Source organism: Clostridia bacterium, from assembly GCA_026414765.1.
Classification (GTDB): domain Bacteria; phylum Bacillota; class Clostridia; order Acetivibrionales; family DSM-27016; genus SKW86.
Map to the genome: position 1 here is coordinate 1 of JAOAIJ010000042.1, position 16356 is coordinate 16356.

Consider the following 16356-nt stretch of genomic DNA (forward strand, 5'->3'; position numbering starts at 1 on the left):
AGTATTTTGAAGGTCTAGCCGCGCGGCAATGAGCGCCGGGGGTTAGGGGTGGAATCCCCTAGAAGATATTTGGGCAAAAAAGCTCGTTACAACTGGATACTTTTCTCCGCCATTTTTGGAACTTTTTTATTGACAACAACACACGTGAATGCCTGGCGTTAGAGGTTGATACGTCACTTACAGGAAAGCGTGTAGTATCCGTGCTCAATAGGTTGGCATTTTTCAGGGGTTATCCTAAAGAAGTCCTTACGGATAACGGGCCAGAGTTTACGAGCATCGCTATGAGTGAATGGGCTTATGACAAGAAAATTAATCATATATTCATCGATCCGGGAAAGCCTATGCAAAATGGCTATATAGAAAGCTTTAATGGCAAGTTAAGAGATGAATGTCTCAATGAACACTGGTTCAAAAATCTTACCGAAGCCAGAGAAATCATTGAGGAATGGAGACTTGAGTATAATCATAATAGGCCTCATAGTGCTCTTGGTTATATTACTCCAAGCGAATATGCAAGGAAATTGGCTACGATATAAAAAAGCGTTTTTTCACATTGGTGATACATACAGGAAAGCAGGTTCTGTGTGAAAAAACTTTCTTTTTCATAGCGTCTAAAAGGTTGAAATCTAAGGCAGGGTATCTGCCGGGCTAACATTCAAACTGGTATACAAAATGGGGTCAGGTCAAAAACAGTACTAAATTTTCACATTCAAATGCGAGAGATTATGAGTATCAGTATATTTTATGGAGACATTTGTAGATACATGAAGCAGTTTTTATAAGTAACCAAACTGAAACTTCCTATAAACTAAAAGAAGTATTAGTAAAGAATAAATCCAATTGATGAAAGAACACTTATTATTGAATTTGAATATTTTACATAGTTGCAGAAAGGGCATTGATATGATAGCTAAGAAGGTAAAACAAATAATTGCTGAAAACTTAGAGATGAAAGAGTCCATTCAAATTATGAATCTAGACCTGAAGTTAATTGATATTGGTGTTAACTCTATTACTTTTATCAAAATAATAGTTGCTATTGAAACTGAATTTGACTTCGAATTTAGTGATGAGGATTTGGATTACAACAAATTCCCTAATATTGATGCTTTAGTTTCTTATGTTAAGAACAAAATAAGTTGAAACTATTTTAAAAATTACAAATAGGCAAACTCATTATGTTGACATAATATTGTTATGGAAAACTGACTAACTTACAAATGGTTTGATCTTTAATATATCTACAGAATATTGGTTATCCTTAGGCTAAATGTTGTATATACTGATGTTGTATATACTGTTGTTTCAAAAATGGGAGTGTAAATAATTTTGTGTATGGGAACCGGATATATAGCTCCTAGAAATTGTTCTAACAGTCGTTGTCTATTATTGTTTTTAACTCATTTGCAATACTTTCTTCTAAATCGGCTATTTTCATTACTACATCAGAAATTCCACTAATTCGAGTAACTTTGTTTTTTATAAAGATCCTTCCGAACATAAGAGTAACGTTATTCCACAAACTGACGCACTTAGTCATTTCCTCCTTCAATTTGTTGAGTTTTTCTATGCCTGAAATCAGATAAAGATAATTCAATACTTTTGAGTAAGTTATACGGCTTAACTGAAATTCATTTAAGAGACGTAATAATGGCGAAGCTTTCATATATTCATATTTCCTAAACTCCCGTTCAATATTGAATTCATTGCTAAGCTCGACAGCAAATTTACGTAATGAACTAAAAGTATCAGCACCATTCTTACTCGTGAATACATTTTCGATTCCCAGATTTGCCACATAACGCCAATCAATATTTTTTTCCCATCTCCTAAAATCTGGAATATAAAGACTTCACTTACATTATCAACAATAACATTTAGTTCTATATTCTTTATATCTAAAGAAAAATAGGGATCCATGCATAATAAGTTATTACTGTTATTGTCTATTCCAATAACTAAGAAAGCATGAGGTATATCATATTTTTGATAAGCGTCACTCCAAGGACAAAAATACCCACTAGTCAACAAACCTATCGGGATACCTAATTCTAATTGTTTGTATAATATATCGTATAAATTATTGATATTATGTGCATTAATCCAAGAAACCTTTACACCATAGAATTTTTCTATTAGTTCCCATATCCTACCCGTCCTGCCGAGTTTCAACTTTTCAGAAAGAGAAACATATTCACTCAGAGAAACACTCTGCTCGAATTCAGCTCCCCATACGTCTGAAAACATAAGTGTATAATCACGATTATACTTTAATAATACAGATGCAACACACATTTCTACACAGTTAAGAGAATTATCCTGAACTGGACATATATTAATTGCCATATAAAGCACCTCTTATCTATAAATGCTATTAAATAGTCTTTATTTTATATTACTAGCCCTGTTGCGCCAGCTTAAAACATAGAAATCAAACGTCATTGTTTTCTTTATACCATTTCGCCTGAGATCTATACATATTTGCATAAATACCATCTTGTTCCATTAATTCCTCATGATTTCCTATAGCATCAATTTTGCCATTATTTACAACTATAATTCTGTCAGCTAATTTTGTAGAACCAAGTCTATGCGTTACAATTATAGTAGTTTTTCCTTTAGATATTTCTGCAAATTTTTTGTATATTCTGGTTTCTTCAACTGGATCAATTGCAGAAGTAGGTTCGTCAAGTACAATCAAATCATGTTCCTTATAAAGCCCACGTGCAAGTGCTATCCTTTGCCATTCACCTCCTGATAAATCTACACCTTCAAATTCTCTTGATAAAACAGTATCAAGTCCATGCGTGAACCTTTTATCAATTTCTACATCAGCTAAAGACATTGATATATTTATTTTATTAGAATCTATTTTATTGTCTAACTTAGAAATTGTTATATTTTCTTTAAGTGTCATTTTATATTTCTGAAATTTTTGTAAAACTCCGGATGTTCTTCTAAATATTTCATCCGATTCAATTTCTGATGTAGGAATCCCATCAATTAGTACTTGACCATCCGTTGGTTTAAGTATTCCTGTAATCAAGCGAACAAGGGTAGTTTTGCCAGCACCATTTTCACCTACGATAGCAATAGTTTCACCTGGAGTGATGTCAAGTGTAATATTATCTAATACTTTTTTGTCTGTATTCGGATATAGAAAAGTTACATTCGAAAGTTTAATGCTTTTGTCAAATTTGGGACACTTCTTTTTATTAGTATTTTCATGAAGATTAAGAAATTGCACATAACTTCTCAATGACCCAATACTACCCATCATCCTTCCAAAATAATTGCTTACAACATCATTCATATATCTAATCATTAGATCGATAGAAGCATATACTGCGGCAAATGTTCCTATTGTTATATTCTTATCTATAAGTGATATAAAAAGTATGTAAGTTACAAATAAATAACCAAGAAGTGTAAATAATCTCATACTCAGCTCGATTACTTCAACACGCTTTGAAGCTTTCCAGGTTTTTTTAATAAAAATATTCAAAGCATCCTGGAACAGCTCTTTCAAAAAACTATAAATTCCTAAAATCCTTGTTTCTTTAAAATATTCCCGGTCGCATATAGTATTTTGATAATATTCCATTTTCCGTTTTATAGGGGTGGTATCATCTATTAATTCGCTAAATATATTTGCTCTTATTACTTGTGTTATCACTAATGGAATGAATATGACAAATATAGAAACAGCTAACAATGGTCTAAGTTTATACAGGTACAATCCTATGACTATGAAATATGGAAGATAAAATGCCAAAATTGAAGATAAAGAATTGTATAACCCATTTGAATCAATAACGCCCTGTTTTGCTTTTGTTATTAAATCTAAAGTATCAGGAGCCTCAAAACTTATGGCCTCAAGTCGACTTACTTTTTTATGTATTCGTCTGTTGAATTCACCAGTAATTCTTAGACCAAGCGGAAACCATGTAAAATTACATATCCCATTTAATATTTCGCCTAGGATTTGTATGCCTCCAGTTGCTAAGGCTAAAATTATAAGATAATTTATACTGCTACTGCCATTAATAACTTGAGTTATTGTGTCAAAAAATATTTGCAATATTATAGTTTTAAAAGCAACACAACATGCCGATAAAATTACTGAAAAAATATCAATACTAATCCACAATGGAGACGCAAAAAATACAGCAGGGATTATGGTACATATTATTTTATAAAATGAAATATTTTTATTCTTCATAAATACCAGCTCCTTTGTTGTTCAAACATATTAAAGTAAATTCCACCGTGATCCATAAGTTCCTTGTATGTACCTTGTTCAATAATTCTACCATTCTCAAGTACAAAAATGTGATCGGCAATTCTTGTTGCACCAAGACGGTGGCTTATAAAAATAGTAAGTACATTCTTGTTTATTTTGTCAAAAAGCTCATAAATTTCGGTTTCTTTCACAGGATCTAAAGAAGCAGTAGGCTCATCTAATATTCGGACAGCTGCTTTATTGACAATGGCACGTGCAAGAGCAAGACGTTGCCATTGTCCACCAGATAAATCAACACCATCTCTATGTATTTTACCCAGTAATGTGTCAATACCATTTGGCATTGAGTTGATAGCATCATCAAGACCAACAATCCCAAGAGATTCTAAAACTGTTTCATTTGAAGTCGTAGTATTAATTTCATTAATATTTCCTATTAAGCAATTTTCTCTGATCGATATGGAATATCTTGCAAAATCTTGATATACTATTGAAAACATTCCTTTAATTTCACTTTCAGTGTACTCTTTTAAGTTTTTTCCATTAATAAATATATTACCAGTATAATTATTATATAAGCCTGTTAGTAGCTTTGTAATAGTAGTTTTTCCTGCACCATTACTACCTACAAAAGAATAGTGCTTGTGCTGCTCCAGCCTAAAAGATATATTTTTTAATACAAAATTATCTGTATTAGGGTATTTAAAGCTTACATCCTGAAATTCAACATGCTTAATTTCCTGATTTGTTGACGGTTTATTTAAAACACCTGGTACTTCATTAAGATTCAAAAACTCATCAAAATCTCTGATAAATTCTCTGCTTGATATAAGTGTATCTATTTGAGTACTTAGCTGCCATGAAAGCTGATTTGACAGTGCAAATATTGTATTTACAAGGGAAATAAACATGCCCACACTTATTTGGCCAGATACAACCGGCTTTAATAAGACTAGAATTACGATAAGACCAGATAAAGCAGAAAATACTCCTCCAATTTTTGATTTAATTAGCCATTTAAATGAGATTCCAACCCTTATTTTATAAAACTTGTTATATAACTCAGTATAGCTGTCATTAATGCTGTCACTGTATTTAAATATAGTCCGTTCGTCTACACTGTCTCTTCCAATTAATATATCGCTTAAGTAATTACATTTTCTTTCAATTTTTGATACTTCACGGTGGGCTTCATAGCTTGCCTTTCCACTTTTAATTGAGATATAAAATAACGGAACACAAAATAGCAAAATCAAAAGTGCCGCCCACCAAACCTCTGATATAATATAGAATACTATACCAGTAAGCCTTATTATTGTTTCAATTATTGACAACACATTTATAAAGCCGTTTAATATCTTCTCCTCAGGGTTATTTTTAACACGTGAGATCAAGTCCCAGGATTTAGAGCTTTCGATGTATTGATACTCTAATTTGGCACATTTCTCAAGAATTTTACTACTAGTATTTTTCTGTATTGATAAGCCCATTTTAATTCTTAATATTTTGTTTATGCTTCCAGTAAGCCACATAAACCCAAGCAAAAACATAAGTAAAAAGATCTGAGTATAAATTTGATTAATAATGAACCCCTTATTTACTGATCCAATCGAAAGATTGATAAAATCAGATGTTACGCCAATTTGAAGAATTGGAACAATTCCAGACGCAATAGTTAAAAGCACATATATAATGCAATATAATGGGGAACTCTTAAATACCAGGTATATCATATGTCTTATTCTACTAAAATTTTTTTTATTATTCACAAACCCACTCTTTTCTATTTCGATTTGAAAACTTAATCCATTATACTTCTATGTTTTCTTATATAATGTAACGCAAAAAAGTATTACTAGGTTGAGTATTGTATGACTGTCCAAAAAAATAAAATTCAAAATTCGAAACATCTAAATCCTGATTATTAGCATTACTATCTTCTATACTGTGAAAATCGCTACCACCGGTAATTATCAAGTTCAATTCATTGGCTATTCTTATAAATTCTCTTACATCAACCAAACTATGGCACTTGTGATAACATTCCAGTCCGGATAGACCAAATTCCTTTAACTCGATTAAGATATCATATAATTCCTGATAGCTGCAGCCTAATCTAGTCGGATGAGCCAAAACAGATAACCCTCCAGCATCATTAATTAATTTGATTCCTTCCCGGGGACTTAATCCAATTTTATTAATACTTAACTGATCTACATTTTCAAAGAAATTCTTAAATATTTCATATCTGTCTTTTGCATATCCTTTTTCAATCATAACATCTGCTATAGTCCTTACATTAATTGTGTTTATCGACAAAAAATCATCAATTGAAATATTATTTATCTTTTTGCGAACTTTTCTAATGAATTTAATTAATTCAGAAAACTCCCATTCTTTTTTAGAATTAATGTATTGACTTAAATCCTTGTTATATATATCAAAACAGTAACCTAACAAATGCATTTCGGTTTTATATTCTATAGAAAGCTCGATCCCGGGGATAACTTCAATACCAATGACTTTCCCTAACTGCACAGCTTCTTCAACACCACTGATTGTATTATGATCAGTAATGGATATTACTGATAGTTGTCTTTCCTTAGCCATGTCAAGGATTTCACCTGGTGATAAGCTACCATCGGAATAATTTGTATGTATATGGAGGTCCCCGTTTATTTTTAACATATAAAAATTTCTCCTTGAATTATTTTAAGAATATCGGCTTAATTAGTTATGCCTTTCTTGCCTCTGTAATTATGGCAGAAATCCTATAGATTCAAGTCTATTAATATCAGAATTAAATTTCTTTATTTTATTAATAATTCTCTTCAAATTTTCAGCATCTTCAGAAGAAGTAATATCATAAACATGTAAAGTTGAATTGTGCTTATAGATATATAATTCTAATAACGATAAATTAAAAGGGTTTAGGGTATTTAATATAGCAGTTTTGTCAATCAGATGCTTTATAAATACGCTATCATTTCTATTTAAAGGGGTCTTTTGAGAGTAATTTTCGTGATTTTTCAGTACTACTCTTGTTCCATTAATGTAAATTATTTTAATATTTTTTCTTAATGCAAAATTCAGGGCTTCTTCAATTCTATTTATAATTGGTTCACCTTTATCATTAAGTGAAGTGTTGCAAATAATTGGAACCCCAGTTTTTTTATAAAAGCTTGAAATAACGTTATACATTATATCATCATTTGTTGAATTAACAGTCTGTACCCTTGCAGTATCATCCATGTGTAAAACTGCGGGTATGAATTCCTTCTTATCACTTTTCACTACAAAATTATTCAACATATATGGCGACAGAAAAGCATCCAAAAACCAATCGTTTAATTTTTCTTCTAATATTATCGGCGCAACCGGTCTCCACCATTCCCTCTGTTTGTAGTGATTTACCAAATCTTTAAAATGCATATCGCAAGGATTTGCCAGTATGCTCCTATGTCCTAATGCACGCGGTCCAACTTCAGCTCTACCATAAAACCAGACAATAGGCGAATTATAAATGTCTTCTGCTACAAAATCTATTCCATCGTATGTGCTCTTAATAAAATCATTATACTGATTTAATATGTTTTCTAGTGAATAACAATCTTCATCTGCATAAAAAGCTGTTTCAAAAGTATAATTTATTCGATCCATTTTATGATAAAAATAATACAATCCCATTCCAATTGCAAGACCACCATCATTAACACATGGACAACATAATTGCTTTTTAAAATTATAATGATGCATTATATTAGTATTGGTCGGGCAGTTCAAAGCATAACCGCCTGACAATGTAATAATAGTATCCTTTGGGTCAAGTTCATATTTTTTTAATATTTCATTAACTAATTTATGGATTTTATTTATGGACATTTCTTGGAGAATTTTCATAACCATGCTTATTTTATTTTCTTTTTCCGAGAAGCGTTCGTCATAATTATCAAATCTTAATCCGTTATCTTCATGTGTGTATGAGAAGATTTGTTCAATAATCTGCATTAATGCCTGAGTACACTTATTCTTATCCTTGCTACCAAGATAGTCAGGCAAATCATTAAATGTGTCTCTAGAGCAAACCTCTGTAGCATATGCCAGAGCCATTAAAGTCCCCTCGGGCATGCCAAAATAATCACTTGCTATCGCCCAATATGGTCCAGGTGATAATATTGGAAATAATTCCATATTACCTTTTACAGAAACTGCACCACAAAAGTGAAATTTATTAGAGGCATCTTTGTCTACAACACTATCCGGCCCACCATCAAATGCTAATGATATAATATTGTTATTGTAAAACTCATTTGAATCAATAAGCATCGATGTAAACAAATGCGATATAGCATGATAAGAGATATGTGAATGTTTCTCCAAACTATGATAATCATTGCATGTATCCAAGAGAGGGGTACCAATGATTCCCTGTAGGTCATCTACTGATATTGAATACTTTCTTAGTAAATCATTAATAAAGTTTATTGCATCATCAGTACTAAAAAAAGATTTGTTATGATGTTTAAATCCTGTAATTCTCTCTAACTCCCAGTGATGAACTAATGCAATATTATTTCCATTCTTCTTAAATAATGATATGTTATGATCATGACGTAATGAAAATTGCATAACATTGAGAAGTGGGTCAATATCTGAATAAACCGATAAGTAATATCCATCTTTTAGCGTATTTGACATAATAGTATCCTCCCTTTTAAAAATCAAAAAATGCGCTAAGAAAGCCTTGATTAATAATCTTAATAATTCCATATGTTTAAATAATTAATTAACATGTAAAGAAATGGCTATTATGCTGAAGATTCACATGACTTTAAAACCTATATTCAAACCCTCTTAGTAAGCTAAATAAGTGACAAAAATAAGAAACTTGATTAAGAAAACCACCATGTTACCATAAGCGGTTTTCAAAAACAAGTTTCCATTTATAATAAAATAAAATTCTTGAAAATTGAACAATTAACTCAATTTATTCTTATAAGCTTTATAATTACATAGCCTCTGGTATATCAATCGCCATGATACCTAATAATATTTTATTTATATTCCCAACTATTTCTGATAAGGTTAACCAAGATTCCTGTTTTTCTATGTCACTATTGCCTAAAATTTTACAATTACTATAAAAGTTATTGTATGCAGAATTCAATTCATATAAATAATCTGCTATTTCAGTTAGTGACTTATTATCAAATGAAGTGTCTAAAATGTCTTGCAATTTAATAATACTTAACATCAAAGATCTTTCAAATTCATTTGTTGGTATTTTAAGTTCTCCTAAACCTATTCCACTTTCCATTGCTTTTCTCAATAATGAGTTTATTCTTACTGTAGAATACAATATATATGATCCTGTTTTTCCTTGAGTTGCTATAAATTTTTCAATATCAAAAATGTAATCAGTAGTTCTGTATGAAAGCGCATCAGCATATTTTATAGTAGCATTTGCCAAAATTTTTGCTACTTTCCGACTATCCTCTATGTATTCATTCTTATTATTCATTTTCATGATATCAAAAATTTCTTTCTCCACAATTTCTGATAAGTCCGATAACTTCATTAATCCACCATCTCGAGTTTTAAATGGTCTACCATCTTTCCCATTCATTGTCCCAAATCCAATAAATCTTAGTTTTAAAGAAGGCGGAGTAATGCCAGCCTTGCTTACTGCTGAAAATACTTGTTTAAAGTGCAATTCCTGCCTATTATCTACCACATACCATATTTCGTCTAAATTAAAATCCTTCACTCTCTGATAGATTGTGGCTACTTCTGTTGCATGATATCCGACTGAATCATTTTGTGTACGCAAAATAAGTGGCGGCAAAGCTACTCCTGATTCTAAGTCTTCTACCTTAACTATTAATGCACCTTCACTCTCTTCCACCAAACCTTTTTCTTCAAAAATATTAATTACTTCCGGTATAATTTCATTTGTATCACTTTCACCTTTCCAAAGCTCAAATGTTACATCAAACTTACCATAAGATTCTTTCAAGTCTTCTATGGAAACTCTAACTAAATGCAGCCATAAAGCATAATACCCTCTATGGCCTTTCATATGCTTATTTTGCAATATTGCTGTTGCTTCCCTAGCTTCTTCTAATCTAACTGGATCATTTTTAGCTTTTATACTTGCTGTAGGATAGATTTCTTCCAAATCGTTAATTGTGACTGGACTTTCGCTAGGATAATCCCCTTGAAATCCTTCATCAAAGTATACTAATTCAGGATTTCTGTGTTTAATTTCGGATATTACTAATCCCATTTGTCTTCCCCAATCACCTAAATGAACATCTCCAATAGCATTATGACCTAATACTCTTGATAGCCTTTTCAAGCCCTCACCAATTATTGCTGATCTCAAATGACCTACATGCAATGGCTTTGCAATATTTGCTCCACCGTAATCGATAAGTATGTTTTTATGTTCATCAGTTTGAATTCTTATTTTAGAATCTTTTGACAATTCCCGAATGTAGTTTGTAATAAATTCATCATTTAATGTAATATTTATAAATCCAGGTCCTGCTACTGATAAGTCTTTAAAAATAGGTTTCTCACGTAAAGCGTCTACAATTTTACCCGCTATTTCCCTTGGATTCTTTCTATTTTCTTTTGCAATAGTAAAAGCTGTATTACATTGAAATTGAGATAAATCCGGCCTATCAGATAAGCTAACTAATTTACCCTCAACTTCATACCCTATCTTTTCAAAAGTATCTTTTAAAAGTTCATTTAAATATTTAGTTACTGACATAAAATTAACTCCTACTCTATTTGAAAATACAAATTAAAAAACAGTATAAATCTACTTGATATTAATATAAATATTCTTATCTGTAAAGTGCTTTTTCATTATCAAATTTATTAATTACCTATTAAACAAGCATTTATTTGCCATATTTATTTTTCAAATCTATAAGTACATATTCAAAAGTAGAGTTTCTAGGTATGTCATAAACCTTCTTATCTCTTATTTGTAAAGCTAAATCATCTAGTTCGACTATTTTAATGAATGCATTCAAAACATCCAAATCAATTGCATTTCCGGTTTCAATATACTTATTCAGTATATTTTCAAATTCATTATCCTCTTTGCAGAAATTAACCTTTATAAAAGCGAAATCCCATTCAAGTACACCGAACCTCGCTGCACCAGAATCAATAAATCCTGAAATACTATACCTTCCATTTATGTTTTCAACTAATATATTTTTGGGATTAATGTCATACCATGTTAAGACTGGTTTTCTTTTAACTTTTTTTAGAATAATTCTTACTGCTTCTTTACCAATATTCATGGCTTTTTCTAAATCTTCAGCATTTAATTCTTCTATCAAAGAATCATTAAATCTTTCTAACTCTCTGTATAAATATTCTTCTAAATTTTGAGTTTCAGGTAACTCTTCATCGCCAAGCCATCCATAACAATTTCCTATGTCTAACGAATGAATTGCGGATAATATTTGAACTAAATCTTCAGCTATTTGGTTTATTATAGAGTTTTCCTTATTATATACTTCACTAATCATCTCTCCATCATAATAATTTATAATAATATAACAATACTTTTCTTTTTCTCCAACTTGTATCACTTTTGGAATAGGCAAATAAGATACTTTACTTTTATTTACTATGTCATATATATATGCTTTTTTTCTAGCTTGAAAACGGCTGTCATCCGTATATATCTGCAGTACACTATTTCCAGCATCACTCATCAACAAATATGATAAGCATCTTAATCCTCCATATAGCTCCTTAATATCTTTGACATTTCTTACACCTATTTCACTTAATATCTTCCATATATCCATTATTTTACCCCTTCTGTATCTAATCTAAAATATATGTTTGTTGAAAAATTACATTTGCTTTATTAAATGTAAGGATTATGACCTTCAATAGATGCAATTTCTTCTGTTCCTTCTATTGCTTTTCTTGTTAAATCATGTATTTCTTGTATTGTTAAGTTTCCTATTTTAAAGTCTGGGTATTTTTCTGGATAGTTTTTACCCATTTTAGAAACAATATGCATGTCTAAATATCCACAGAGATGATCACCTATTATCTCATGCAAAAATTGATTTGGATAGTTCAAATCTAATTCGTTCCATCTTTCGTTTATTATATTGGGATTGTTTAGCAGGAAAGATGCGGATAGCTCTAAATTATGCCATCTGTAATAATCTAGTCTTAGTTCTTTTGATTTCTTTATTGTATTTAATATATTTTCCTTATTATCATCAAAATGCCCGATTAAAAAACTGCCTTCTACTTTAATATCATTTTTCTTTAGTATAGATATAGCCTCTACAATTTTTGCAACAGTAACTCCTTTGTTCATCAATTCTAGAATTTCATCGTTTAAGGTTTCGATTCCTATCTCTATTGAATAACATCCTGCTTTTCTCATCAAAGCCGCTAATTCATTGTTTATTTCAGCTGCTCGTACCAAGGCAGTCCATTTGCATTTTATATTATTTTCTATGATCTCATTACATAATTCATTTATATATGGATATGAAGCTAAACTTGCATCCCAAAAAAAGAAGCTATTAATCTTATAATTATTTATATTATAAATTATTTCTTTCACAATCTCTTTGTAATTTCTATACCTGAATTCGTTTCCCCAAATTAACTTCTCATCACAAAAATTGCATTTATTGTAACGGCAGCTTTTAGAAGCAACTAAATACAGATTGCCGTCATATTTGTCAATAGCATATTTATTCCAAGCTGGATAGGGAAGAGAATCCAAGTTTTTTACCAATCCGGAATTGTATAAAATAGTATTATTATATCTCGCAACTTCATATGTATCTACTTTATTTACAATGTTAAACAAATCATTCTCCGGATCCCCTAGTGATATGTAATTAAAGCAATTCAATTCATCAGATATCTTTTCTATTTGCTTGCTATAATACAAATAGTTTACGAAAGTTCCTCCCAATATAATAATATTACTCTTATCTAAGGTATTGGCAATGTCTATACAACTTTTTAGCAAACCATATTCACAATTTATGTATACATAAGTGTAGTCTTTTTTGATATCATTCAACTCTTTAAAAAAATGTTCTTTTAATTTAGCGAATTCTTCTAACTTTTTAAGTTTGTCTATATCAGGGACTAAAAAATCCATTATGTATGTTTCTATACCATTCTTTTCTAATACCGAACTGCAATACCCTAATTTCATATTTGGCGATTCATACTTGGGATTTTTGCAGAATGGATCTATTAATAGAAATTTGTTTTTCATCTTTCACCTCATGATTTTTATAAGTCTTGTAAAGCTTTAGGAGCCTGAATCATATTATCCTTCTATATCAAAGAATAATTCTATTTATGCTAACATCTTTTCAATTTGATAAATTGCGATAGCTATATAAATGAAGATATTAAATTGTCGCAATATACATTAATGTAATGTAAGTGCAATGTAAAACCTTAATCGTATTGAATATAGATGTAAATAAATTAGAAATCAGCAATTATTCAATCTTTTATTAATGTATCTTATTTTAGGGGCCTAAGGATGTAAAACAGGGATTACCTCATTTTCATGCAAGATGTTTTTTGCCAGATACTTAATAGCTTCACAATTTTTTCTTTTTATTCTATATATACTTCCATTTTCATTCATTGCTTCGCCTATACATCCACCAGCGCAATAATATTTTATTTTGCAGTTCTTACATTCATCCAGGTTATCAACTCTTCTATTTCTTATATAATCAATTTTTTTCTGATCATATTCTATCATTTTAGACTGAGAACTATATTTACCATATATTAAGGATTTAGATTTCCCACCTGAGTAACCCATATCACAACAACTTACATAGCCATCTGTAGTTAAATGTGGCATTGGAATACAAGCCCTGCAAAAAATATTAATCTTTTTATCAAAATTTATTGTGAAAAATGAACCATAATATATATTTTTTTCTTTTGAGTAAGATCTTGCTTCCAAAAATTCTTTTGCGTATTCCATTGGTTCAATTTCTTCTTCATAATATTGTTGATTTTCTACGCTGGCGAATATCAAGTCACTATACAAATACCTTACACCTAATTCCTGCATTTTATCTATAATTTCTCTCTGCCTGTAAAGATTAGCTCTTCCTATCGTTGCTCTTACGCCCAACGTGTCAACTTTATCATTCAAATACCTAATATTTTTTTCTACAATGTGGCTTACTGCTTTGTCATCTTTGCTTCTTCTATAAAAGTCATTAATTTCAGTGGTACCGTCATATGAAACCCATACTATATTAATGTTTTCGCCTATCCACTTTAGTATATCATCATTAAATACACCATTTGTTTGTAGTTCAAAAGTTGCATTCGGATCTATACTTTTGCAATACTCAGTGGTTTCCTTAATTTTTTTAAATTCTATTGTAGGTTCACCATTTCCAAAATATCTAACAAACAACGGGTTACCTTCTTTTACAAAATCATCGACTGCACACTTAATAAATTCAAAATCTATGCTTTTGGAATTCATTTTTCCATCATCACAATAGCAGTATTTGCACCTCAAATTACATTTTTCGGTTAATAATATAGTCAAACATTTTTTTTCACAGTGTGCCATTTTAATTTTCTCCTTAGATTTTATTTCTTTTTACCTTTCCGGTTCCTGTAACAGGCAATTCGTCAACAAATTTCACTTCATTGATAACAACATTTTTAAGGTTTTGCTTTATATAGTCATATAGTTTTGTTTGCTCAACATTTTCCTTCAAAACCACATATAAGTCAAAGTAATCAAATTTAGCTTCATTGCTCCTTTCTTTTTTTACAAATACTCTTTTAATACCTTCAAAATTATACAATATATTTTCAACATCTCTTAAAGACGTTTGCATATTATCGAGAGTCTGTATATCTGATAATCTTCCAGCTATATAATAATAACCATTTTCATCAACTTTCACGACATCGTTGGTATTAAACCAGCCATCTTTTAAAACACTTTTAGTTAAATTATTATTTACATAACCTTTGAAAACCATAGGGCCCTTAACCCAAAGGATTCCCCATTCTCCAACCTTAACGTCATTTTCTTGCAAATTTTTGATTTTGCATTCAACGTTTTCAACTACTCTACCTAAACTACCCAACTTCCTTTCTTTAGCAGAAAAATTGAAGTGCGTTAGGGAAGAAGTCTCTGTTAAACCATAGCCTTCTGTAATTATAGAATTTGTTTTTTCTTCGAATTTTTTTATACACTCAATAGGTAATGAATCACCACCTGAGTCACAAATCCTCAATGATGATATATCGATCTGACCAAAATCCTGTTTAATGATGTCAATATACATATAAGGGGAACCAGGAAAAATTTCAGGTTTATATATTTCATTTATTTTTCTAAATAATTCAATATTCCAACCATTGATTATTAATAGTTTCGCCCCAGATATCATTGCACTTGTCAAACAGGCAAACATAGCATAATTATGCCATAAAGGCAAAACGGTAATAATCTTTGAATTATTGTTAAGACTGTAAATTTTTCTGTATTGTTCCGATACAAAAGAAATGTTCTTGAATGTTAATTCTACTCCCTTCGGAAATTCTCCGCTTGTTCCACTGGTATAAGAGATTACCATAGTATCATCAAGCTTGCTTTCAACAATATCAAAACAGTCTTTATTATTTATGCAATTGCTTAATTCATCTATATTAATTATATGCTCAGTTCTTTTTTTGAATCTCCAATCATTATCTTTTACAGTGAATAGAATTTTTATATTATTTTCTTCAATTATTCTTTCTATTTCCTCGTCACACGCTTTTGGATCTATCCCAACTATAGTAAAGCCATTAAAGATTCCTGATATAAATGCAGCTACAAACTCAATTCTGTTATCGATAAATATTCCAATACGTTTGTCAAATTTTGCTGTTCCAATCTTTTCTCTTATCAAAACGCATTTATTTATGATATCTTTATAAGTCAATTTTCTTTCTTGAGTTAGGTTTTCTTTTCCTATACATGCTTCAATTGCAAATATATTATCTGTATTATTTCTAATAAAACTCCAAAAAACCTCAGAGATATTTTCCAT

12 protein-coding genes and 1 pseudogene are annotated in these 16356 nt (G+C 30.4%); 2 read left to right on the forward strand and 11 right to left on the reverse strand.

Going from position 1 to position 16356, the window contains the following annotated elements; translation table 11 throughout:
* Positions 1–128: 128 nt before the first annotated feature.
* Together N3I35_15335 and N3I35_15340 are read left to right on the forward strand one after the other, a co-directional pair.
* Positions 129–536 (forward strand): annotated as a pseudogene (locus N3I35_15335) (integrase core domain-containing protein).
* 367 nt (positions 537–903) lie between these two features.
* Complete coding sequence (locus N3I35_15340; protein MCX8131452.1) at positions 904–1143, forward strand: acyl carrier protein; 240 nt, start codon at positions 904–906, stop codon at positions 1141–1143.
* A gap of 226 nt (positions 1144–1369) precedes the next feature.
* Here the strand turns inward: N3I35_15340 and N3I35_15345 are convergent, their stop codons facing one another.
* The 11 genes from N3I35_15345 to N3I35_15395 all read right to left on the reverse strand — a co-directional run bounded on the left by N3I35_15345 (position 1370) and on the right by N3I35_15395 (position 16356).
* Entirely contained in the window at positions 1370–1540 is a 171-nt protein-coding gene (locus tag N3I35_15345) for a hypothetical protein (GenBank protein MCX8131453.1), read from the reverse strand.
* 122 nt (positions 1541–1662) lie between these two features.
* Entirely contained in the window at positions 1663–2346 is a 684-nt protein-coding gene (locus N3I35_15350) for a hypothetical protein (protein MCX8131454.1), read from the reverse strand.
* 85 nt (positions 2347–2431) lie between these two features.
* A complete protein-coding gene (locus tag N3I35_15355) occupies positions 2432–4222 on the reverse strand; it encodes an ABC transporter ATP-binding protein/permease (protein ID MCX8131455.1) in 1791 nt (596 codons plus the stop codon).
* Entirely contained in the window at positions 4219–6012 is a 1794-nt protein-coding gene (locus N3I35_15360) for an ABC transporter ATP-binding protein/permease (protein MCX8131456.1), read from the reverse strand. Before N3I35_15360 ends, N3I35_15355 begins: the two co-directional genes overlap by 4 nt.
* Before the next feature lie 58 nt (positions 6013–6070).
* The gene (locus tag N3I35_15365) at positions 6071–6931 is read right to left on the reverse strand and encodes a PHP domain-containing protein (protein MCX8131457.1); all 861 of its coding nucleotides are present in this window, start codon (positions 6929–6931) and stop codon (positions 6071–6073) included.
* A gap of 69 nt (positions 6932–7000) precedes the next feature.
* Positions 7001–8941 (reverse strand): carbamoyltransferase, encoded by a 1941-nt coding sequence (locus tag N3I35_15370; GenBank protein ID MCX8131458.1) that lies wholly within the window; start codon positions 8939–8941, stop codon positions 7001–7003.
* Between the two features lie 310 nt (positions 8942–9251).
* On the reverse strand, positions 9252–11021 hold the full coding sequence (gene argS, locus N3I35_15375; GenBank protein ID MCX8131459.1) for an arginine--tRNA ligase: 1770 nt from the start codon (positions 11019–11021) through the stop codon (positions 9252–9254).
* Positions 11022–11154: 133 nt separating this feature from the next.
* Positions 11155–12081 (reverse strand): aminoglycoside phosphotransferase family protein, encoded by a 927-nt coding sequence (locus N3I35_15380; protein MCX8131460.1) that lies wholly within the window; start codon positions 12079–12081, stop codon positions 11155–11157.
* A 62-nt stretch (positions 12082–12143) separates the two neighbouring features.
* Positions 12144–13535 (reverse strand): radical SAM protein, encoded by a 1392-nt coding sequence (locus N3I35_15385; protein ID MCX8131461.1) that lies wholly within the window; start codon positions 13533–13535, stop codon positions 12144–12146.
* A 270-nt stretch (positions 13536–13805) separates the two neighbouring features.
* Positions 13806–14876, reverse strand: a complete 1071-nt coding sequence (locus tag N3I35_15390) for a radical SAM protein (GenBank protein ID MCX8131462.1) — start codon at positions 14874–14876, stop codon at positions 13806–13808.
* 13 nt (positions 14877–14889) lie between these two features.
* Positions 14890–16356 carry an AMP-binding protein gene (locus N3I35_15395; GenBank protein ID MCX8131463.1) on the reverse strand — a complete coding sequence of 489 codons (1467 nt, stop codon included), beginning with the start codon at positions 16354–16356 and terminating at the stop codon, positions 14890–14892.

Excerpts from the sequence above, each read along its gene's own strand:
- N3I35_15355 (MCX8131455.1), bottom strand. The coding sequence starts at position 4,222 with ATGAAGAATAAAAATATTTCATTTTATAAAATAATATGTACCATAATC.
- N3I35_15350 (MCX8131454.1), bottom strand. The coding sequence starts at position 2,346 with ATGGCAATTAATATATGTCCAGTTCAGGATAATTCTCTTAACTGTGTA.
- N3I35_15370 (MCX8131458.1), bottom strand. The coding sequence starts at position 8,941 with ATGTCAAATACGCTAAAAGATGGATATTACTTATCGGTTTATTCAGAT.
- N3I35_15365 (MCX8131457.1), bottom strand. The coding sequence starts at position 6,931 with ATGTTAAAAATAAACGGGGACCTCCATATACATACAAATTATTCCGAT.
- N3I35_15340 (MCX8131452.1), top strand. The coding sequence starts at position 904 with ATGATAGCTAAGAAGGTAAAACAAATAATTGCTGAAAACTTAGAGATG.
- N3I35_15385 (MCX8131461.1), bottom strand. The coding sequence starts at position 13,535 with ATGAAAAACAAATTTCTATTAATAGATCCATTCTGCAAAAATCCCAAG.
- N3I35_15345 (MCX8131453.1), bottom strand. The coding sequence starts at position 1,540 with ATGACTAAGTGCGTCAGTTTGTGGAATAACGTTACTCTTATGTTCGGA.
- argS (MCX8131459.1), bottom strand. The coding sequence starts at position 11,021 with ATGTCAGTAACTAAATATTTAAATGAACTTTTAAAAGATACTTTTGAA.
- N3I35_15390 (MCX8131462.1), bottom strand. The coding sequence starts at position 14,876 with ATGGCACACTGTGAAAAAAAATGTTTGACTATATTATTAACCGAAAAA.
- N3I35_15380 (MCX8131460.1), bottom strand. The coding sequence starts at position 12,081 with ATGGATATATGGAAGATATTAAGTGAAATAGGTGTAAGAAATGTCAAA.
- N3I35_15395 (MCX8131463.1), bottom strand. The coding sequence starts at position 16,356 with ATGGAAAATATCTCTGAGGTTTTTTGGAGTTTTATTAGAAATAATACA.